The following is a 22720-nucleotide window of genomic DNA, read 5'->3' on the forward strand; positions in this document are numbered from 1 at the left end:
GTTATACTTTTTTGTCGCAAAAAGGGATGCCGAGCAAATGCCCCTAGGGCATTGCCTTGTCCCTATGTGACATGCCACACTTTTATTAATCGAAAATTACAATGAAACAAAAATTAATCTATTTTTTGTTGGGGATACTCTTTGCCATCCATGTTCAGGCACAGTCTTCTCGTAAAGTCAGCGGAATTGTATCTGCACCGGATGGTACTCCTTTGGCTGGAGTTTCTATCCGGGTGGAGAATACGAAGGAGGCCACACAAACAGGTAGAGATGGTCAATATAGCCTCCGTGTCGCAGCTTCCGAAAAACTTATATTTAGCTTCATAGGCTATCAGGTCCGTCACATTGATTTAAAAGGACGATCATCGTTGGATGTTGTGTTACTGAAAGAGGAATCTGTGTTGGATGAAGTTGTGGTATCAGCAGGGGGGATTCTCAGGACTCCCCGCGAGCAGGGTTATGCAACAACGCAGGTCACCGGCGAAAATCTCACCCAAGGAAAATCACCGACTATTGCTGGGGGGCTTCAGGGGAAGGTACCGGGATTGCAGATCAATCAGATCAGCAGTGGTGTGAACCCTAATTACCGGTTGGTGCTTAGGGGAAACAGATCTTTATTGGGCGACAATACAGCTTTAATCGTGTTGGATAATGCTGTTGTGAGCAGTGATCTGCTCAACAATATTAATCCTGCAGATGTAGAAAATGTACAGGTTCTGAATGGAGCTTCAGGTGCTGCCGCGTATGGAGCTGAAGGATCCAATGGGGTGTTAATCATTACAACGAAAAAAGGACAGGCGGGACGTACCGCGATCAACTTGAGTAATACCTTTACGTTGGAAAAAATCAGTTTCTTTCCGAAGTTACAGGATAAGTTTGGTGCAGGATCCACTTCGGGTACACAGATCTACAACCCCGAAGAAAACCAACAGTATGGTCCTGCTTTCGACGGGTCTACCGTTGCGATCGGTAATCCTTTGGAAAATGGGGAACAGCAATATGGTACTTATTCAGCACGTAATGATCGTTTTGATTTTTGGAATGTCGGCCGCAATAACCAGACCGATCTTTCGATCTCCTCCGGAAATGATAAATCTTCGCAATACATTGCCGGTCAATATCTTACCGGTCGAGGAACAACCCCCGGTGATAAATACAACCGGATCTCTTTTCGTTTAAACGGTACAAGAGCTTTTTATCCCAATCTGACCCTGGATTATTCAGCGAGTTATGTCGAGAACTTTTATGATATTACCTCAGCGACAAGCTCCATTTATACGCAGTTAACACAGACTCCAGCCAATATTCCACTATTGAGCTACAAAGACTATGTCAATAATCCTTTTGCGACACCTGACGGTTGGTACAATCCTTGGTACTTAAATCCTTATTGGACAGCGGATAATTATCGATCGAAAACAAAAAACAGCTATCTGACAGCCAAAATCGAACTAAAGTATCGTCCGACAACTTGATTGGAGTTTACCTATAGACCCTCAATTTCCAACCGATGGTATGATTCAAAATCTGTTTCACCCAAACAGACTTATTCGAGCTATTCTGTCAATACCATTGGACGTACCAATTTAGCGGGTGGTGTTTCGGACACCGAATATAACAGTGCCCGTATCAACCATGATCTTCAGATAGGGATAAAAAAAGATGTCAATGACTTCTCTTTCAACTTTAATCTGACCGGTACTGCTATTAGCCGACGATATAAATCGGTAGCTGTTTCGGCATCAGGTCTTGAAATCCCGGGGCTTTACAACGTGTCGAACCGAATCGGGGAAGCTGGTGCCAGCGAATCGAATACACTGGCACGTACATTTGCGGTATGGGGTGACCTCTTGGTCGGATACAAAGATTACCTTTTCTTACATGCTACAGGCCGAAATGATTGGACATCAGTCCTCAGCAAAGCAAATAGATCTTATTTCTATCCTTCTGTAGACTTGTCTTTCATTCCAACGGATGCCTTTAAGCAACTAAAAGACAATTCGATTGTCAATTACTGGAAGTTGAGAGGAGGTCTGTCGCGCACTGGCTATGTCAACGTGGATCCTTACTCGCTGGTACCCACCTTCTCCTCAGTTACAGGATATAGTAGCGGAACTTTCTTTTCTCAGGGAAGCCGCATTATTTCATCTAATTTAAAACCAGAAATTACTACAGGGGTTGAGTTTGGTACCGATTTTAGATTGTGGGATAACCGCATTGATGCAAATCTCACCTACTATCATACGGGAACAACAGGGCAGGCGATTCCTGCCGGGATAGCAATTTCTTCCGGCTATTCCCAATTTTATGTCAATACGGGTAAAGTAACGAACGAGGGGATCGAAACCGCTTTGCATATCACGCCTATTCGTAGCAGGGATTTCCAACTAACAGTTGGCGGAAACTATACGCACAATAAAAACATCTTACAGGATCTTTACCCCGGATTGGATCGTATTTCTATTAATGGAAGTAGTGTGATTTATGCGCAGAAGGGTCTGGAGCTGAATCAGATCATCGTTTCCGATTATGCCCGTGATGAGCAGGGGCGTGTTATCATCGACGTAAATACAGGTTACCCTTCCGTGGCTTCTGAAAGTAAGATACTTGGCAATACCACACCACGTCACCGCCTGGGCCTTGACCTTTCTTTACGCTGGAAGGATTTCTCTTTCAGCACTCTTTTTGAATATCGTGGTGGGTACAAATTTGCCGCTATAGACCTCGGTAGCACGCTTGATTTTGGCGGGTCATCGGCTCGAAGTGCCTACTATAATCGGGAGGCGTTTGTCTTTCCAAACTCCTCTTATTTAGATGCTACCAGTGGTCAATATGTAACCAATGATCATATTACAGTTTCAGACGGCGGAGCTGGATTTTGGACTTCGGGCACATACAATAGGGGCGTGTACAGCAATTATGTGATTTCGGGTAATTACTGGAAATGGCGCGAGGCCTCGCTTTCCTACCGCTTACCACAGCGTGTCCTTTCTCGCCTAAAAGGTGTTAAAGCTGCTTCGGTCAGCATCCAAGGACGTAATCTTTTGCTATTTACCCCTAAATCCAACGAGTATACCGATCCCGATTACAGTGCCAATGATAACAATGCCATAGGGGTCTCGACGACAGGGCAGACTCCACCTACACGCTATTTTGGGGCTACACTGTCCCTTACTTTTTAACTAGTGAACTATCATACACTTATTCTCAATGAAAAAATTACATTTGAAAAATATATTGTCCCTTGGGATCATCATTGCACTATCTTCTTGTTCGCAATTGGATATCAATGAAAATCCCAATGCGGCAACCGAAGCGACCATAACACCTGACCTGGTGTTGACGCAGGCGATCGCGACCACAGCTTCCAATATCGTTAGCTATCATTCGTATGGCGCATTTTTGGTTGGATATCAGCTTCCAGGTGGTGGAATTGGCGGTTATGGAGATACTTATACCTATAACATTACATCCAATACCAATGTTGGATTGTGGAACAATGTGTTCAACAATCTTCGCGATTATCAGTTTATTATCAATTATGCACAAAAAAGTCCCGAGTATAAATTCTTTGGCGATATAGCGCGCATTTTTAAAGTATTCAATTATCAGTTGCTTGTTGATGCCTACGGAGATGTTCCTTACACGGAAGCGCTCCAAGGAGATAACAACTTGGCTCCTAAGTTTGACGATGATGCCGTCGTTTACCAAGCTTTGGTTACCGAGCTCGATGCAATTATCGCGGATATTAAGCAGTATAAAGATGATCTAAATTACCGGAGTTTATCGAAAAAGACCGATCCGGTGTTTGCTGGTAATCTCGATAACTGGATTAAGTTTGCTAACAACCTTAAATTGCGTCTTTTGGTGCGGGCAAGAGGCACTTCTATTGAAAGCTTTGTCCAATCGGCTTTTAGTAAATTCTCTGCGGATGGATTTCTGATCGATGATGTACTCGTAGATCCCGGATATCAGGCCACGGCAACACAGAACCCCCTATTTGCAACTTTTCATAGCTCAACTGCAGGTTCAATTTCGACGGCAGCCAATTATTATGTGCCTTCTAAATATCTGTTTACGTTCTATGACGGTCGTAAAATAACCGATGAAAAACGGGGCAAGCTTACGTTCCGAAATTTCCCCAATACATCCATCGGTCAGCTCGGCGATGAAGTTAATAACCCCAATTCTGATGACTATGTCTGGTATGTTGGAATAGGAAATGCAGATGCCCTAGGTGTATTGAAAGGACGAACCGCGGGTTTACCTATATTTCTTGCTTCGGAAACATACTTCTTATTGGCCGAAGCGGCTCTATATGGGCACGAGCTTAGTGGCTCGGCATCAACCAACTTCGAAAAAGGCATTTTAGCTTCATTTACTTATCTGGAAAAGAATGCGACCAACGCGTTAGCAACAGGACAGGTACCTGCTAACGATGCTGCGAATTATAAAACAGAAAATAGTACAAATTATCTTGTCAATTATGCATTGGCTACCACAACCGCACAACGGTTGGAGGCTATCATCACGCAGAAATATATTGCCTTGAATTTTTTCCATGGTCATGAGGCCTGGAACGAATTTCGCCGTACAGGATATCCAAAAATTGTCAATGGTTCGCAAGTTGCCACGGAAACATTTGCATCTGTCCAATCGGGGTCGCCCCGCGCGGATAAACTTCCAATACGCAATCTTTACCCACAGACTGAAATAAATTTAAATGCGAACGTTCCCAAATTGACGAATGGATTTTCGGATCCAATCTTTTGGGATATCAATTGATCAACATCATCAACTAAAGCTTGAAAATCAATGAAAATAAATAAAAAATCACTATTAGGCGTGGCAGCTGTTGCCTTGAGTATGACGCTCTGGGGCTGCGTGAAAGAAAAAGGTGTCTTTGAAGATGGTGGAAGTTCAGGTATCGTGCAGCTTGTACTTCCTGCACGGACAAGCAGTACGGCAATTGCCCGTGCTGTGACGACTGTTTTTGAAGCCCTGGACGTTGTGACGCTGCCTGTAAAAGTTCAGTTGACAGGCGCACAGGGTGCCACAGAAGAGCTGAAGCTAACCTTGAAAATAAACGACGGCTCTGTTGAAAAATACAACCTGGCCTGGCAATCTAAATATGAAGCATTGCCTACTCGTTTATATGCTGTGGACACTTATGATGTTATCATCCCCAAAGGGGCAAAAGAAGCTATCTTGAATATTAAAATTTATCCTCCACGTTTTACTGCCATCGATTTTACCAAATCCTATGCGCTTGGCGTTCAGATCCAGTCTGCGACAGGAGGAAAGATCAGCGGAAATTATGCCGAGGGGGTTTATGCGGTGTCGATAAAAAATAAGTACGATGGTATTTATGAGGTCACAGGAACCTATCAGGACTATGTTAATGCTGCATTCACGGGGATCTATCCACAGACCGCAAATCTTGTTACGCTCACAGGTAATACCAGTGAAATTAATTATACAACCTTCAATAACGGTAGTTCTCCACATTCCTATTACTTTAACGCAGGGGGATCAAATTCATATTTCGGCAATTGGAGCCCGATATTCACGTTTGACAATGCAACGAATAAGGTCACAGGGGTGACAAACTATTATGGACAGGGTACCAATAGTAGTGGACGGTATGGCGAGATCGACAATACGGCAAATAACTATTATGATCCAGCAACTAAGACCATACATGTGACGTATTATCTTGTCCAGCCTTCTGGACGGCGGGGGAAATTTACGGAGATTTATACGTTCAAAAAAACGCGTTAGTCGATACAAAGTTACCACAGCACTTTTTCAATATATTTATAGCTATTTTGCAGGGCGGCTGAGTACACAGTCGCCTTTTTAGTATTACCTTTTTGTTAAGCTTTCGTGGCTTGCTAACTCGGTTTAGTTAAAAACTGTTAATGTTTTATTGACTCTGCCTTCATATAGCATTTGTAATCTTGTACCCATAAATCAAATGCGCTACTTATGAAATTTAAAGCCAACAATGTCTTTTGGTTGTTATGTGCCATTGCAGCGAGCTCACCCGCTGTTCAAGCCAAATCGCTCACACTAACCACGTCACAATTTACGCATGTACAGGGGATCGTCAAAGGCCGTGTCCTCGACGCTCAAGGAAATGCTGTCGCCGGAGCAACCGTTCAAAATTTGAAAAGTAAAAAATCTGTTCAGTCTGACGAAAAAGGAAATTTTCAGATCGAAGCCGAAATGGGCGATAACCTGAGTGTTTCCTTTATTGGGTATAGCAGACTTGTGCAAGCTGTTACCCAATCCAATGGGCAGATATTTTCCCTACAGACTGATGAGAACACACTGGAAGAGGTGACCATCTCTATCGGATATCAGCGGATCAGAAAGTCGGATGTCACTGGAGCTATTGCCAGTGTTAAGGCCGAGGAACTCAATTTGAGCGCACCAAAATTATCCCAGGCATTGGTTGGTAAAGTAGCCGGCGTACAGGTGATGCAAACAAGTGGTGCTCCATACGATGGGACCAAAATGCGTGTTCGCGGAATGGGATCGATCAATGCTGGTTCGGATCCATTGTACGTTATTGATGGTTATCCAGCAGGGAACAATCTCAATATCAACCCCAATGATATTGAGTCTATCGATGTTTTAAAGGATGCCGCTTCTGCTGCGATCTATGGGTCCCGTGGCGCTGGTGGTGTTGTATTGATTACAACCAAGCGTGGCAAGGAAGGTAAAAGTAATGTGGACTACGAAGTATTGGGGGGCTTTGGTCAGCTTTCCAAGAAAATCGATGTTTTAAATTCGGAACAGTTTATTGATCTCTTGATTGATGGCCGTAACAATTCCTATAAAGACCTTCTGGCTACGAAAGGGATCGCTTGGAGCGATAGTAGACGCTTTGATGATAATACAACGCGTATCGCCAATGTCGGAAATGCCGGTTCAGTAAGTATTCCTGAAGACTACTATGACTTTGCGTCCGGTACAGCAAAAAAAGCGAAATATGATACGGATTGGCAGGATGCCTTATACCGTAATGCTCCTTTCCAACGTCATAATCTCTCTACGTATGGCGGTAACGAAAAAAATCGCTATTTCTTAAGTGGATCTTATCAGAATCAACAAGGGATCATGCTGGGGACGGATCAAAAAGTCTTTAATTTTCGTGCCAATATCGATAGCAAAGTAAGCAAGAGGTTGACCGTTGGCGCAAATGTTTCGTTTACATATAACGACAATAACGAGGTGACGACAGGCCGTTACGACAGAAGTCCGTCTATGGCGGCTTTAATCTATCTGCCGACACTGCCGGTTTATAATGAAGATGGAACCTATGCCAAATACCTGATGGCCGATCTTTCGGCGAATAATTACGGTATCCAGAACCCTGAAAATCCACTGGCTTATGTTACTGAGATTAAAAACAACCGTCGCGGAAAAAGAGGAGTATACAACGCCTTTGCAGATTTTTCCATTATGGATGGCCTAAATCTAAAAGTAAACGGTGGACTGTCTACTTATGACGAAAAGTATGATTATTTCCGTCCGACAAGTATATCCGATGGAAACAACAAACCGTTTTCACCGCAGGCAATTTCTGCTGCCTATGCAGATGCCAAGACAAAAAATGAATTGGACAAATTGCTGGAAACAACGCTAAACTATAACAAGACCTTTGGTGGTAAACATCAGGTATCTGCGTTATTGGGCTATTCGGCTCAACGAACAGATTATGATTATCAAGGTGTGAGAGCCAACGGTTTTAATAATAATGCAATTGGAGAAATTACAGATAAAGGAGCCGATCCTTCTAATTTCCAATTGCTAAAAGACGATACGTTCAAACGTACGACAACGCTCCAGTCTTATTTCAGCCGCGTAAATTACAGCTTCGATTCGAAATATTTCCTTTCGGCATCCATTCGTACTGACGGTTCGTCACGCTTTGGACCGAACAGTAAATGGGGAACTTTCCCATCGGTTTCAGCCGGCTGGACCCTCTCCAAGGAAGAGTTTTATACGGATTGGTTAGGGCAACAATCGACAGTCAAACTAAGAGCGAGCTGGGGACGTAGTGGAAATAATAATATTGGTGATTACAATGCGATATCCGTGATCAACTCACCAGCGGGTGTGATCCTTGGGGATAAAGTAGAGACCTCTTATACAGCAGGCAATCTACTCGATCCAAAATTGAGCTGGGAAACAACTTCGCAATATAACGCTGGTCTTGATCTCGGTTTGTTGAAAGGCCGCCTCAACATTATGACCAACTTTTACCTGAGCCGTTCCTTCAATTTATTATTCAACCAGCCACTCTCCGCTGTATCTGGATCAACAACGATCTTGACCAATCTGCCAAATTCGAAGGTGCAGAATAAAGGTTTTGATCTACAGATTGATGCAACACTGATTCGCAAAAATGAATTTGAATTAGGATTCAGTGGGAATATCAATGTCAACAGAAATAAAGTGCTCGATCTTGGTGGGGCTTCTACCATCCTGACGAATGGTGCTGAACGCTCCTACTTAACGCATATTACACAAGAAGGAAGTCCAATTGGTATGTTCTATGGTTTTAAAGTTCTGGGTGTTGCAACAGAGGAAAACTATAAAACTGTCGCACCTTCAGCGGCTTCAACAACCCCGCTACAACCTGGAGACCTTTATTTTGAAGATGTAGATGGCAATGGTATCGTCAATGATGCCGATAAACGTGTGATCGGCAATCCGCATCCTAATTTCACCTATGGCTTTGCCGTCAACGCACGCTATAAGGCATTTGATCTACGGGCATCATTTAATGGCTCCCAAGGGAATAAAGTGCTGGATGGCTATGATTATTACCTCTACAATATGGAAGGTTCCGGTAACCAATATGCGGATGTCGCACAACGCTACCGTTCGGCTCAAAATCCGGGAAATGGTAAAGTCTACCGTGCATCACGTGGCGGTACGCAAAGTAACAGTACACGTCTTTCCGATTTTTATCTGCAGGACGGTTCATTCTTGCGTATGACAAATATTGCCTTGGGTTATAATCTTCCCAAAAGTCTAGCGGAAAAACTAACACTTTCTGGGGTAAGGGTCTACGCGACCGTGGACAATCCATTTACGATTTCTAAATACAAAGGCTACAATCCGGAACCGGATTATAATCAACGCGGCAACCTGACTCCAGGTGTGGATTATGGGCTTTATCCATTGGTGAGATCATATAACCTTGGTGTGAAAGTAACGTTCTAATAGCAGGATCGAGGAGCTGTTGTGCGTAGGAATATCAAGGAAAGTCCCGTGTTAATAGCTCCAGTATTGTAAAAATAGTCCTACAGACTGCTCTTTGCAGTTCCGTGGGCTGATGAAAAATAAAAAAATAACAGGATGAAAAAAAGATATATATTACCCTTTGTTTTGTTGGCATTGTCTTCATGTACCAAAGATTTTTTAAATCAGAAAAATCCCAACGCCGTTACGATCGATGATTACTTCAAGTCGGAAAATGATGTGCTCTTGGCGGTTAACGGTCTTTACCAGTCCCTTCGTTCGGGAAGTACGATCGGAGAATCCAGTACATTGTATAATGAGGAACGTTCGGATAATAGTGGACGTAATGATAACCAATCCAACGCCGGGGAGCCATTCCAATTCAATGACTTTTCGTTGCTGCCAAGTAATACCTATCTAAAGACGCATTGGTCGGCTATGTATGCGGCAATCAGCCGCTGTAATGTGGTTCTGTCACATGTCGACGATGTAACCTTTACAAGTGCAGAATTAAAAGGACGTTATATTGCGGAAGCGAAATTCGTTCGTGCATTATTATATTTCCATATGGTGCGTAAATTCGGAGATATTCCATTATCTACGGTACAGGTGACCAGTAAAGAGCAAGCAAATGAATTAGCTTTTCGGCAAAAAGAGTCGGTTGTGTACGAACAGATCATTAAGGATTTGACAGAGGCATTGTCCAGCAATCTTCCCAATACGCAGAAAGATTACGTCATTGGCAGAGCATCTAAATCGGCTATTAATGCAATTTTGGGACAAGTATACTTAACGTTGGGAGCAACGCAGACGTCGGGGAGTGCAGAAAATTTTGCGAAGGCAGAACAGTACCTTAATGCGGCCTACCAAATGCGAACTTTTGGTAAACTGAACGAAATCCCCTATGCGGATGTTTTCGATGTGACCAAGAAAAATAGCTGTAAAGAACTTGTTTTTCAGATTCAGTACAAACAAGGTGACCAAAACTATAGCTCGAGTATTGCCCGTAATTACCAGGCGAGAGGGGAGACCATCAACTCACGCTATAACTCTACAGGTGCTGGCGAAGTTGCGAAACTAGATTTGATTAAAGATTACGAGCAAGACGATATCCGAAAAGGCTTCTCGGTAAAGTTTGCCGCCAATACGCAAGTTAACGATTGGTTTGTAACCAAATTTAGAGATAACAGTGACGCTGCCGGTACCAATGGTTGGGGTGGAAATGACTGGATCTTGATCCGTTACGCAGATGTGATGCTGTTGTTGGCAGAAGCAAAATATCACTTGGGTAAAGATGCGGAAGCTATCGTGCTTTTGGATCAGGTACGTGAACGTGCTGGATTGCCTTCGTATGCTACTTCAATGCTAAATACTACCTATCGCAGTAAATATCCAACCTTAAAGGAGGCCATATTGCATGAACGCCGTGTAGAACTGGCATTTGAAAACCAACGTTGGTTTGATTTGATCCGTAATTATAATGCACAAGAACTGGTGACTTATTTCAAAACGAAGAGCCAGGCTGATTATGGAAATGCTAAAATCTCCAATATCTCGACAAAAGATCGATATTATCCAATTCCTTTTGATGAATATAAGCTGGATCCGACACGTATGTATCAAAACCCTGGTTATTAATCTGCAATGGAATAGATATGATAAAAAATATCAGAAAGATCTTATTACTTGTCTTTGGAATATGCTGCCTGCATATTTCCAAAGGTCAAGTAAATACTACACCTGTTGGACCACAGGATTGGCTGATCAAGAAGAATTATTATGCATCCTATTTGCTCTTAAAAGATCCTGTCCTTATACAGGAGCTCGTGGGCTCCAAGCCGATAGCACAGGTATTGGAAAAACGGTTCGAACGTTTTAACAACAGCGTCAGTTGTACCGATCTCACGTGCTATTTGAATGCCTTCAAATGGCAGGAAAACGAAATTGACCTGTTGGCAGAGCAGTTGGCGGAGCAAATTGGTCGTAACAAGAAATTGGACCAGCTTGTTCAGGCTAATCTTATTCCATCAATGACCTATGGTGTGTTGCATCATGAAACGGCAAAGGCCTATTTTACGAAAGCCTTGAAACAGGATTTAAAGGCAATGAATTATGTGGTGGACGTCTATGGGGGAGGTAAAAGTCCCAATTACCCCAAGATAGATTCAATCTCTTTCGATGTAAAACGTGCGGCCTACCTTCATCTTTTGGACGATGTTCGCCAAGACGTCCGCAAAGATATTCCAACACATAAAACAGCATTTTTTTTGACCATGATGACTGCGGTACGCTTGTTGGAAATTAATGAGCGATGGGACGCGGCACAACTAGAACCGCTGATTGAACTCGAAAACAAGAAAGCTTACGAAGCGGTCAAAAATACCGACTTCGCAAGCTATCCCTATAGTCTGTTGCTGACCTTAGGTGCAGGCCCCGAGGTGTATGGACAGCCTATTAGTCCTGGTGGAATGCTACGTGCGCGAATGGCAGCCCGAAGCTACTTTGAAAAATTGGCCCCTTTTATTGTGTTGTCTGGCGGTAAAGTACATCCCTATAAGACTCGCTTTATTGAGGCAATAGAAATGAAAAAGTATCTGATCGAGATTATGGGAGTACCTGAAGCTGCAATATTGATTGATCCACATGCGAGACATACGACCACAAATTTGCGTAATACAGCACGTATCCTGTTGAATTATGGTTTTCCGAAAGATAAATACGCCATCGTTAACAGTAGTAAAGTGCACATTGATGCGGTGGAAAAAATGGGCGATCGTTGTATACGTGAATTGGGGTATATTCCTTATACATTGGGTAAACGAATTTCAGATGTGATCATCGAGTTCAAGGCAAAAGAAGAGGCCTATACGATCGATCCTGATGAACCATTAGACCCCTAGCCGACTAAGTAGGCCAATTGCTAATCCATTAACTGAGCGGATCGGCTTTGTCTATGGCTTATGGGAAGGCATGAAAAAGGTCCGTAGCATTGCAAGCTACGGACCTTTTTTATTTTAAAATAATGGACTTTCCTTCTTTAGCCGAGCGTTTTGCCGCTTCCAGGATTTCGACCACAGTGACATTATTATTGATCGATCCGAGATCATTTTCTGGTGGCACGGCATCTTTCAGAACCTGTTCGAGATAGGCAATATGGTTCTCAAAATACGGGATCGCAGTTGATACATGTGTAGGTGGATCATTCTGCTGTTTGTATTTTAGAAGTTCTTTGTCATTTTTGGCGTAGAGCTGAGCTTTTGTGCCAAACACCTGCAGATCTTTAACACTGTATGGCCAAGCCCAGGAAGCTTGAATAATACCCGTGCTGCCGTCACGGTAGCTTAGTATAATGGTAGCGTTGTCATCGACTTTTGGATAAACCTCAGGCTTGAGCTGTTGTGTAAAGGCTGTCACTGAAATTGGCCTTTCTCCCTTTTTGAGCCAGGTCATTAGATTGGCACCATAACAACCAAAATCCATCACTGCACCGCCACCATTTTTTTTCGGATCAGTAAGCCAGTCGAGGAAGTAATTGCTACAGCCGATTTCTTTAGGTCCTTCGTGCCCGTCTTTTACAAGTATACGTGTGATTTTTCCAATTTCACCCTTGTCGACCAGCTGCTTCAGTTGTTGATTGCTTTTATACCAGGTCGTTTCGTAATTTACCAAAAAGGGTGTTTCGAACTGTTTGGACAAAAATGCAATACGTTTTGCGTCAGAAAGAGTCGTAGCAAGAGGCTTCTCTACCATTACAGGGATCTTAAGCGGGAGACAGGTCTCTGCGACGCGGATATGCTCATCGGTTGGATTGTAGGCCAGCACCGCGTCTGGCTTGACATGTTTCAATAAACTGGGTAAGTCATGGTAGAAGATTGCGTCAGGTAAATTATACTGCGTTCGTATTTTGTTTGATAAGGTTTGATTCGGTTCGGCAATACCGATAATATCGACTTTTTTATCCTTATATAAATTTAAAAGCAAGAATACGTGGTCATGGTTAAGCCCTGCAACAGCAACCCTAAGCCGTTCACTGGCCTGTGCAACTTGTTGGAAGAATAGGAGCAGGAAAACTAGGCGGATAAGATGCTTCATATGTTAAGTTTAGTTATTATAAATATACCGATTTGTGCTGAGGATACCCGTTGTAAATCCAGGTAACTTTTCGGTGCGATCGGATGATATCGGCAACAATGTCAAAATAGGTTTCTCCACGACCAGCTTTTAGCTCATCTAGTTTCTTTTGAAAATGCGTTTGATTGAATGGTGATTCTGCTCCAAGTTTACCTTGATAATAGGCCAAAGTTGTTTCAACGCCCAATGACGTCCTGCTGTGTGCAATATCCTTCCAAACAATGCAATGTGAAGCAGTGTCTTTGAAGGTCCCAAATCCACCGTAAAGCAGGTCGTCAAAGCCGTCTAGGCTTCCTATCTTCCAGCTTTCGCTGGACATGTAGACGGCATTGATTTCTTCGTAAAAACTTGCAATATCGTTGATGCTACAGCCATCAACCACAGCCACGCCAAGATCGGGATTGCTTCCCACAAGTTGCTTAAAATCCGTCCAGAGGTCCTCCCCGGGAAATATTGTTCCAGCTGCTTTGTTTTGCCATTTGTTCAACAATTGAACGAGTTCGGTTCTGATGGTACTGGGATGATAGGTCAATGAACACAAAAATGAGCTCAGCGCAGTACTATCCGAATCACTGACCAAAAAATGAGCAAGTGTACCGACCAATTTTTTTTCATCTGTTTTCATCTCTGACCTTTGTTTTTAATCGTCTAAAAATTGCCTAACGAAATCGTTTGCGGTTTTTTAACAAAAAATCCTATACATTTAACGATACATTTAAGGATAATTCTAATGTTATGATCTACCGATTTACTTGCTATAGTATATTAACTCTTGTGAATATACTCTTTAGGTTTGGGATTTCTGTATTCGGACAGCAACATCCTAACGTTATTGTCATCCTGAGCGACGATGGAGGTTATGATGATTTTGGTTGTTATGGCGGTAGGGAGGTCTACACTCCAAATATTGATGCACTTGCGAAAAATGGCGTGCGTTTTCAGTCGGCCTATGCCTCAGCTTCAGTATGCGCTCCTTCTCGGGCGGGCTTACTTTCTGGCCGCTACCAGCAGCGCTTTGGTTTTGAACATAATATTTCGAAACGTCCCACTGCGGGCGTCGCACCGGAAGATATCGGAATGGATACGCAGGTAGCCACCATTGCTGACTTCATGAAGTATAACGGCTATAAAACTGTAGCGATTGGCAAATGGCATCAGGGGGATGGTCCACAATTTAATCCATTGAAACGTGGGTTTGACCATTTCTATGGTTTTATCGGTGGTGACCGGCCTTACTTCCCAATCCATAGTGCTGTGAAGCCAACGCAGCTGCTTTATGACGATCGACGTATAGTCCCCGAAGACTCTATTCATTATTTGACTGAAACATTGACCAATAAAGCAATTGCGTATATTCAACAGTATCGAAGCCAGCCCTTTTTTATGTATTTAGCTTTCAATGCAGTGCATACACCTGTCGAAGCGCCCCTGAAGACTATTGATAAGTATAAAAATGTAGCTGATCCATTGCGTCGTGCTTACTTGGCTATGCTGGATAATATGGATGAAAATATTGGACGTCTGGTTGAACATTTAAAGCAAGAAGGACTTTATGAAAACACCTTAATCATTTTTATGAATGATAATGGAGCGGCAACAAATAATGGCGCAGACAATGGACAATTGCGTGGTTTAAAGGGATCGAAATGGGAAGGTGGAATCCGGGTTCCCCTTATCATGCAATGGCCAGCCAAGCTACCGAAAGGGATAACATCAGATGCCATGGTATCGGGAATGGATATCTTACCCACCAGCATCGAGGCAATAAAAGGGAAGAACATCCAGGGGCAGCAAATCGATGGCATCAGTTTGCTATCTTCCTATAAGGATGTGAAAAATGGACACGACTATTTATTCTGGCGTCGAGGGATTGCACGTGCTGTGCGACACAAAGAATGGAAACTGATTGTGGTTAAAGATGATCCGATATTATTGTTCAATCTTAGGGATGACCTTCGGGAACAGCATAATCTAGCCACGAAGTATCCTGAGCGTGTAAAGGAGATGCTGAATAAACTGAAGGAATGGGAAAAGGGACTGGAGAATCCAAAATGGCTAAGCTCTGTATTGGACAATGATCAAAATCAACTGATGAAACACCGGATGGAAGTCGTCGGACGAGCCGCAGAACGACAATATCCTTAAGTAATGAATACTAAAAACAGATGAAAGGACTAATCCTATTTTTATTGTCCTTTGCCTTGGTTATGGCAAAGGCGCAGAACAGCGATACGTTTGTGCGTATTAAAAAGCATGTATACGATGATGAGTTAAGTGGCCCATTGCCAAATGCAGATAAAACGTTAAGCCTATGTAATCAACTGCGTGCTGACGGTACTTGGGCAGATATCGATTACAGCAGTAAGTCAATATCGCTTTGGCCTCCGGGAGAACACTTGGATCGGTTAAGGACACTTATTGTTGCCTATGTGTCTCCACAAAGTGCATCTTATCAGCAAAAATCACTTTACGATAAAATCCTGCTTGCCGCACAATATTGGGCAAATAATCGTTTTGAGTCTTCAAATTGGTGGCATAACGAGATCGCTTCGCCAAAAGCCATCGGTGTCTGTCTTATCCTGATGAAATTTGGAAAGGAAAAAATTCCTACTACACTAGAGACTCCACTTGTTGAGCTGATGAAGCGTGGCGATCCTTACACAAAAACAGGGGCGAATAAAAGTGATATTGCCATGCACTATTTTTATCGTGCATTGATCTTGGAAGATGAAAATCTTTTAGCTGCTGCGATGGAGCAGCTGCTTTTTCCGATACAGCTCGTGAATGGCAAGGAAGGACTGCAATATGATTTCTCTTACTTACAACATGGCCCTCAATTATACATTGCAGGCTATGGGGAGGAATTTCTGAAGGGGATCTCAAAAGTTATGGCCTATGTGCGGGAGACACCTTATGCTGTAGACATGAAGAGGCTCGGCCTTTTTGAACAATTTCTTACTGAAACCTACCTGCCAATTATTCGTTCGCGCTATATCGATTTTAATGTACATGGTCGCGGGATCTCACGCCCCAATATCTTGGAAAAAACACAGGAGACCGCCATATTACAACAAATGAAGTTGATTGATCCCGCCAAAAATACCATTTGGAACAAAGCGCTAGCAAAACTAGATAGCGTCCAGCCTTATGACGCTGAGCATATCGAGGTCCACCGCCATTACTGGAAAGGAGACTACACGACTCATCTGCGTAAGCAATTCCACTTTAATGTTCGATTGGCCAGTAGCCGTACCAATAAATCGGAGTCTGGAAATGGAGAAAACGTTCTTGGGCGCAATATGTCAGATGGTGTGACCAATATTCAGGTATTTGGACCCGAATATTATAATATTATGCCCGTATGGGAATGGGATAAAATTCCTGGAACGACAACACGAGATTATCCGGGCGACCTGGAATTGAAAGAACAATGGGGAGCACTTGCTGCAAATAACTTTGCAGGCGGCGTAAGCAACGATAAGACAGGAGCTTCAGCTATGTCGGTCCAGTACGACGGGGTCAAGGCTCAAAAAGCCTGGTTCTTTTTCGATCGGGAAATCGTTTGTTTGGGGGCTGGGATTCACTGTGCTGCGCCAGAAGCTGTGGTAACAACCTTAAACCAAACCTGGCTGAATGGACCCGTTGTCTGGAATGGAAAGGAAATGTCTGCACTCGATTCAGTACAGAGATCTGTCAAAGTAGGCGATTTTATAACCCATAACAATGTTCTGTATTATTTTCCAGCAGCTATGAATGTTGGATTGACAACCAAAGATCAGGTTGGTTCCTGGTACCGGATCAACCGTTCCCGTTCCAAAGATGTTGTACATGGAAAGGTCTTCAAGCTTTGGTTTGATCATGCTGTTGCTCCAAACAATGCGAGCTATGCTTATATTGTTGTGCCTGGTGCCAAAACTGTTGATACAAAAGCAATGCAGCAGCTAAAAATTTGGCAGAATACATCGGATATACAAGCGGTGGAGCATAAAGGGAGCCGGATTCTACAAATTGTTTGTTATCAAGCAGGAACGTACCAAGTTGGCAATTGGTCTATAAAGCTCGATCAACCTGCTATCATACAATTGAGTATGCGCGAAACAACTAGCATGCAGCTTGATGTTGCAGATCCACTCCAAAGAGCCAAAACAGTGAAGGTTCAGCTCGTCAATAAACAGCTTCGTGTAAATCAATCGCTGGAGGTTTCGCTTCCACAGGGCGAATACGCAGGGAGTACTGTAAGTAACCAAATCGCGATCGGGAAGAAATAATCCAGATTCAATTGGAAAGCTTATAAAAATACAAAGGGGAGATATTTAATATCTCCCCTTTGTATTTTTATTTTTTGAGCTGCTCCAACCGTGTCAAACCTTCCAGATAATAATAATCTGCATAGGTCAGCGGAACATCGATTTCCGAATGATGGGGTAAGCTACCCACACTATGCTGCAATAAGAAACCGCCATTGCTTGCATATTTAGCAAAATAGGTGGCTCCTGATAGTGTTTGCAGGCTTTCCTGAGCAAATGTCAAATAGGATTTGCTTTCGGTGCCAGTGGTCAATGTTGAGAGTTCAATCAGTGCAGACGCAACAATGGCTGCAGCTGAGGCATCGCGCGGCACAAAATTTAATTTCAAGGAAGAAAAATCAGCATCCGATTTATAACCCGGCTTTCCGGCATTAAAATCCCAATACGGAATTTTATCTTTTGGAAGATTCGGATGGGTCATGTAAAACTTTGCCGCCGCTTTTGCCGTTTTAAGAAATTCTGGTTTTTTGGTCTCCCGGTACATCATGGTAAATCCATAAATAGCCCATGCTTGACCGCGTGCCCAGGTTGAATTGTCGGCATAGCCTTGGTTTGTTTGTTGGTGGATAGCATGGCCATTACCATCGTAATCGACAACATGGTAAGTACTGTGGTCTTTACGAAAATGGTTTTTCATGGTTTGGGTGGCATGACTGATGGCCACATCCTTATATTTGGTATCTCCAGTCAAGTCGGACACATAACACAGCATTTCCAGGTTCATCATGTTGTCGATAATGACTGGATATTTCCATAGGGTCTTGCCGTCCCAGGACTTCTTCTCGTTCCATGATTTGATGACGCCCACCTGCGGATTATATCGTTTAAGCGCAGTATTGGCCGAGTGGATGAGGATATCCTTGTAAGCGGCAACCTTTTTGGGATCTTTAAGGTATTTAATGGCATTGCCATAGGAACAATACATCACAAAACCAATATCATGATGTTGATCAAGGTCTTTGGCTTTTTCAAGCGCCTCTGTCCATTTGATCGCCGCAGCTTCGGTCTCTTTATTATGGGTATGGTTGTAGATATACCATAGTGACCCTGGAAAGAAACCGCCGGTCCAATCCCATTCGTCTGTCCCTACCAGTTTTCCTGCAGGACTCAATGTGCGTGGAAATTTGTGCTGCTTTTCTGCTGCTTGTTCTAAAAATTGATATTGTTTTTCTGCAGCTCTAAAACTTGTGTCAATAAAGCTTGGTTTTTGATCTGTAAAACTCAGTGCAATCAGACTGGATGTGATCACAAAAAGTGCTTTTAGACCAGGTTTTCTTTTTTTCATAACGGCTTATATTCTTAGTAAGTTACATAATAATCTGATTCTTTTTATTTTATAGCCTCTTGGCGAATCGTAAAGGTATATTTTCCAGCGGATTTGATGCTTTTAGCGGTGAGTTTGATGCGATAGAGTTCCTTACCCCATACCTGACTCAAACGTGGGTCATCTTGAGGAATGACATCGTAGCTCGCCGTGAACTGTCCAGCATCAAAGTGTAGGGTTGCGTGCCCATTATTGAGGAGGATTTCCCCTTTGCCAATTTTTGGTTCCTGAGCAACCAGAAAATGGATGATATTGGCCTGCTTAGGACCTGTGATTTTAAACTCATCCTGAATGTCCAGCCCATTTTGTACGAGGGTGTAACTTCTATTCCAGTGTTCAACATTCGCCGACTTCGGATATGCTTTTCCAATATCAAGTTGGAATCTATTTTGTGCAGGCAGAAATGCTACATTTTCAGCTTTATATTCCTTTCCAAAAGATTGGTCTGCTCCATTGATCATCGGAACATTATGGTAAGCACTCTGCATTGTCCAGATACTGTATCTGTCATCGCTAAAGGTCTTTTTGGTATAGGTGCCGACACCGGCGTCAATGAACAGTGGTTGTTGATCCTCGTATAAGATAAAACTCCCGACATCGTTATGGTTGTGACTTTCATTATTGAAACCACCTTTGGCGGCAAAGAAAAACGGGCCCTTTTTTAGATATATAAATTGTGTTTCCGGATACCACTTGGCATTATTTTGAGGGAGTGAAGCGGTAACACGCTCTAATTGTGGATAGCATCTCAGGTCCTCGAAGGCGCGAAAAATATCCCTTGAAGGTTTGAAATTTGCAGTTTTGTCGCCGGTATTTTCCATATATCGGGCAAATTGCATCATCTCGCTACTATTGACATCCTGTCCATAACGGTAGATCAATAGTGGATCGCCGCCACCTTTTGCCGAAGCATCGGCAAAATTAACTACCCATTTATCTCCGCCAATATAGGATTGTGCGATGTACTCACCCATATCGCGAATTACAGGTTTATCAAAAATATTGATCTTGCCCTTGGTGGCAAGCGAAAGTATTTTTAAATAATCGTACAGTTTGCCCGCAGCATGGCCCCAATAGGAGGGTCCCTCTTCGCAGGCACCGTCTGTTTTGACATAATTGATAAAGCGATCCACAGAAGACATTGTCTTATAAATTCCCGCCAGTTGTATATCGGGATTGTCCTCAACCAAAAGCAAGGCCGTAAGAACATTAAAGTTACACCATGGATTCCAGTTATTGACCAACTGTCCTTCCTTGAGTTCAAATGCCTGCCACCACATGTCGTTACGATCCAGATAGGGCTGTATAATGCGTTGTTGGATCTGTTGTTTTAGACGGGTACTGATTTCGGGGTTTATTGTATTGAACGTATCGCGGAAGAAATAATGAACCCAGGAGAGGAGAGAGCCTACATCACCGGCCATCAGATCGACTACTTGTGTGCGCTCTTGCGGCAATGATCGCTTACTGGACTGAAAGGCCCCAAGGTGTGCCGAGAGAGACCATGTTGCCATTTCCGTCAATTGCCAACTGCCGTTTAGGATTTGGTCAACAAAGCGCCCCTGTCCTTCTGCAAGCTCCGCCAACAGTAGGTTGGTCAGCGCAGTACAATTTTCGTTCATTGGCTTTTCCATTATGCTGCGGTTGCCTGAACGCTCATATTCAAGGTAGTCGGTTGCTTTGACGACCTGCCACTGGTAGTTCAGGGCCTCGTTTCCCTTTTTTATAATACGCTCTTTAAAGGGAGCCATCAGCTTATCCCAGGCTAAACGGTCGGAATAAGCCGGGTAGGGAACCCAAGATTTGTCATTGCCTAGGCTGGCTTTCAGGTTCTCTTGTTTAAATGCTCCTGTTAGCAGGTTCAGATCTTTCCCTAGCAGTCTTTGGAAAGAAAAACTGCTAAGGAAAAATAGTAGGATTAAGTAAATTCTCATAATTACCAATCTTGATTTTGTGGTAGTAATGCCGGGTTCATTTCAATCTCTTGCCCTGGTATTGGCCAAAGCTTATGACGGCTTTGGTAACCCCGGGTGACGAGATTGTCTCCAGTAATACTTTTTTCGATGTAGTCTTTGGAGACGCTTTCTAAGAGGTTCCAGCGCTTAAGATCAAAATAACGCCATCCTTCACCTGCTAGTTCTACGGCCCGTTCGTGCTGGATACGTTTACTCATATCTGCTTTGTTACCGACAACCAAAAATGAGCTGCCACTATTTAGTGCGGGCATTTTAGAGCGTGTACGTACTTTGTTAAGCTCAGTAATCGCTTTATCCAATTGATTGGACTCGTTGTACGCTTCGGAAAGCATCAAAAGTACATCGCCCAAACGTATGATAGGGAAATTGATCGGTGTATGTGCACGATCGGTAATGGCGCCTTTTAGGTTTCCTTCAGGAACAAATTTCCGCCATAGATAGGTGTACCAACCCCGATTGTTGCGGATCTGACCAAAGTTTTCGTTTACACCGGTTGCCAATATCAGCTGCATATCTCTTTCTTTGTTTGCATTCCATCCTAAGTAATGCGAATATGGTACGATCAAGGTTTGATTCATCCGAGGATCGCGATTGGCATAGATCTGACGCAGTTTTGCTGTATCTGGTACTTTGGTAAGTGTGCCGCCAGATTGCGTAGACTCCATCGCCTGTTTTTTGACCGCATTATCGGTTGTATAGTTGGGGAAATAATCATTCCAGTTGAATGGACTACCATCTCGGTTTTCGTAGCGATCAGCAAGACGTGTGCTCGGCATACAGTTGTTCCAGTCGCTACCAAAGGTTGAACGCGTTCCCATATAGAAGGCCATGGGCATACCATAAGGGAAGCCCGTACCACCCATATTCTGAATGGCAAAAATCATCTCCGGCGATTGATCACCATCCATGGTGAATAAGGCCGAGTAGCTTGTGTTTAAACTATAGCCATACGTGTTGGTCTTGTTGTAAACAATCTCTTCAAAATCCCGGATTGCTCCAGCCCAATCTTTATTGTAAAGGGCTACTTTTCCTCTCAAAGCATACGCAGCTCCTTTGGTGACCCTTCCATAATACTTTGCATCATAGCTTACCGGCAATTTCTCAATTGCATAGTTCAGGTCATTGAGGATAAACTTATTGACATCTTCTACCGAAGAGCGACTATTTTTAAGATCAGCGAAATCTTTGTTTAAATCGACAGTTTCATCGTATATCGGCAAGGCGCCATATAGATTGGTGAGCTGGAAGTACATCAGCGCACGTAAGAACTTCGCTTCCGCAATAAAGCCCTCCTGTTTGGCCTTGTCTATGGTCATGGGCTGGATATGCGCGATTGCATGATTACAACGTTGGATAAGATCGTAACCCGCTTGCCATCTATCCACAATAATTGACGAACGGTCCGTAAAAGTACCGCTGATCACTTCGCCCAAACCCGGGGGATCATAGCCCAGACCAATATCGGTAAGACCATCGTAGGAAAATTGCAAGCCAAAGGTGGCTTCTTTCTTTAAATCATTATAACAGCCCAGTACGCCAGCTAAGGCCTGGTCTTCATTCTGCCAGAATGTGCTAGCACTTACCTGACTGTAAGGGTTGGTATCAAGCTTATAACAAGATGATAAAGCAATGCATCCGGCTATGAGTAGTGAAATTTTTTTCATGAGGTTTAATTAATTATTCATGATATGTGTTATATTCAAAGGTGTTAAACCACCTCCTCA

Annotated in this window: 14 protein-coding genes; 9 read left to right on the forward strand and 5 right to left on the reverse strand. The window is 43.2% G+C overall.

All coding sequences use genetic code 11. The annotated features are described in order from the left end of the window. The first annotated feature begins 101 nt into the window (after nucleotides 1-101). The 7 genes from CBM24_RS03320 to CBM24_RS03350 all read left to right on the forward strand — a co-directional run bounded on the left by CBM24_RS03320 (nucleotide 102) and on the right by CBM24_RS03350 (nucleotide 12158). Nucleotides 102-1475, forward strand: a complete 1374-nt coding sequence (locus CBM24_RS03320; RefSeq protein WP_088160198.1) for a carboxypeptidase-like regulatory domain-containing protein — start codon at nucleotides 102-104, stop codon at nucleotides 1473-1475. Next, entirely contained in the window at nucleotides 1476-3182 is a 1707-nt protein-coding gene (locus CBM24_RS03325; protein ID WP_088160199.1) for a TonB-dependent receptor, read from the forward strand. Nucleotides 3183-3210: 28 nt separating this feature from the next. Further along, nucleotides 3211-4785 (forward strand): SusD/RagB family nutrient-binding outer membrane lipoprotein, encoded by a 1575-nt coding sequence (locus tag CBM24_RS03330; RefSeq protein WP_088160200.1) that lies wholly within the window; start codon nucleotides 3211-3213, stop codon nucleotides 4783-4785. Between the two features lie 30 nt (nucleotides 4786-4815). Next, nucleotides 4816-5781, forward strand: coding sequence for a DUF1735 domain-containing protein (locus CBM24_RS03335; protein WP_088160201.1), 966 nt, complete (start codon nucleotides 4816-4818; stop codon nucleotides 5779-5781). Between the two features lie 207 nt (nucleotides 5782-5988). After that, nucleotides 5989-9240, forward strand: coding sequence for a SusC/RagA family TonB-linked outer membrane protein (locus CBM24_RS03340; protein WP_088160202.1), 3252 nt, complete (start codon nucleotides 5989-5991; stop codon nucleotides 9238-9240). Nucleotides 9241-9375: 135 nt separating this feature from the next. Further along, nucleotides 9376-10896, forward strand: a complete 1521-nt coding sequence (locus CBM24_RS03345) for a RagB/SusD family nutrient uptake outer membrane protein (protein WP_088160203.1) — start codon at nucleotides 9376-9378, stop codon at nucleotides 10894-10896. Between the two features lie 17 nt (nucleotides 10897-10913). Beyond that, complete coding sequence (locus CBM24_RS03350; RefSeq protein WP_232475676.1) at nucleotides 10914-12158, forward strand: YdcF family protein; 1245 nt, start codon at nucleotides 10914-10916, stop codon at nucleotides 12156-12158. A 109-nt stretch (nucleotides 12159-12267) separates the two neighbouring features. Here CBM24_RS03350 and CBM24_RS03355 read toward each other — a convergent pair whose 3' ends face one another. Together CBM24_RS03355 and CBM24_RS27665 are read right to left on the reverse strand one after the other, a co-directional pair. Then, the gene (locus CBM24_RS03355) at nucleotides 12268-13350 is read right to left on the reverse strand and encodes a Gfo/Idh/MocA family protein (protein ID WP_088160204.1); all 1083 of its coding nucleotides are present in this window, start codon (nucleotides 13348-13350) and stop codon (nucleotides 12268-12270) included. A 16-nt stretch (nucleotides 13351-13366) separates the two neighbouring features. Further along, nucleotides 13367-14014, reverse strand: a complete 648-nt coding sequence (locus CBM24_RS27665) for a hypothetical protein (RefSeq protein ID WP_232475677.1) — start codon at nucleotides 14012-14014, stop codon at nucleotides 13367-13369. Between the two features lie 149 nt (nucleotides 14015-14163). Here CBM24_RS27665 and CBM24_RS03365 point away from each other — a divergent pair, with 149 nt between their 5' ends. Beyond that, nucleotides 14164-15534 carry a sulfatase-like hydrolase/transferase gene (locus CBM24_RS03365; protein WP_232475678.1) on the forward strand — a complete coding sequence of 457 codons (1371 nt, stop codon included), beginning with the start codon at nucleotides 14164-14166 and terminating at the stop codon, nucleotides 15532-15534. A gap of 20 nt (nucleotides 15535-15554) precedes the next feature. After that, nucleotides 15555-17657 (forward strand): polysaccharide lyase 8 family protein, encoded by a 2103-nt coding sequence (locus tag CBM24_RS03370; protein ID WP_088160205.1) that lies wholly within the window; start codon nucleotides 15555-15557, stop codon nucleotides 17655-17657. Between the two features lie 67 nt (nucleotides 17658-17724). On the opposite strand, the gene CBM24_RS03375 is transcribed toward CBM24_RS03370, so the two are convergent. From CBM24_RS03375 to CBM24_RS03385, 3 genes are read right to left on the reverse strand one after another with little or no spacing between them, the layout of a single operon-like run. Continuing rightward, entirely contained in the window at nucleotides 17725-18981 is a 1257-nt protein-coding gene (locus tag CBM24_RS03375; protein WP_088160206.1) for a glycoside hydrolase family 88 protein, read from the reverse strand. Nucleotides 18982-19025: 44 nt separating this feature from the next. After that, nucleotides 19026-20954 (reverse strand): heparinase II/III-family protein, encoded by a 1929-nt coding sequence (locus CBM24_RS03380; RefSeq protein ID WP_070563443.1) that lies wholly within the window; start codon nucleotides 20952-20954, stop codon nucleotides 19026-19028. Nucleotides 20955-20956: 2 nt separating this feature from the next. Further along, complete coding sequence (locus CBM24_RS03385; RefSeq protein WP_088160207.1) at nucleotides 20957-22660, reverse strand: RagB/SusD family nutrient uptake outer membrane protein; 1704 nt, start codon at nucleotides 22658-22660, stop codon at nucleotides 20957-20959. Between the last annotated feature and the right edge of the window lie 60 nt (nucleotides 22661-22720).

The sequence above is a fragment of the Sphingobacterium sp. G1-14 genome, assembly GCF_002196555.1.
Lineage (GTDB): Bacteria > Bacteroidota > Bacteroidia > Sphingobacteriales > Sphingobacteriaceae > Sphingobacterium > Sphingobacterium siyangense.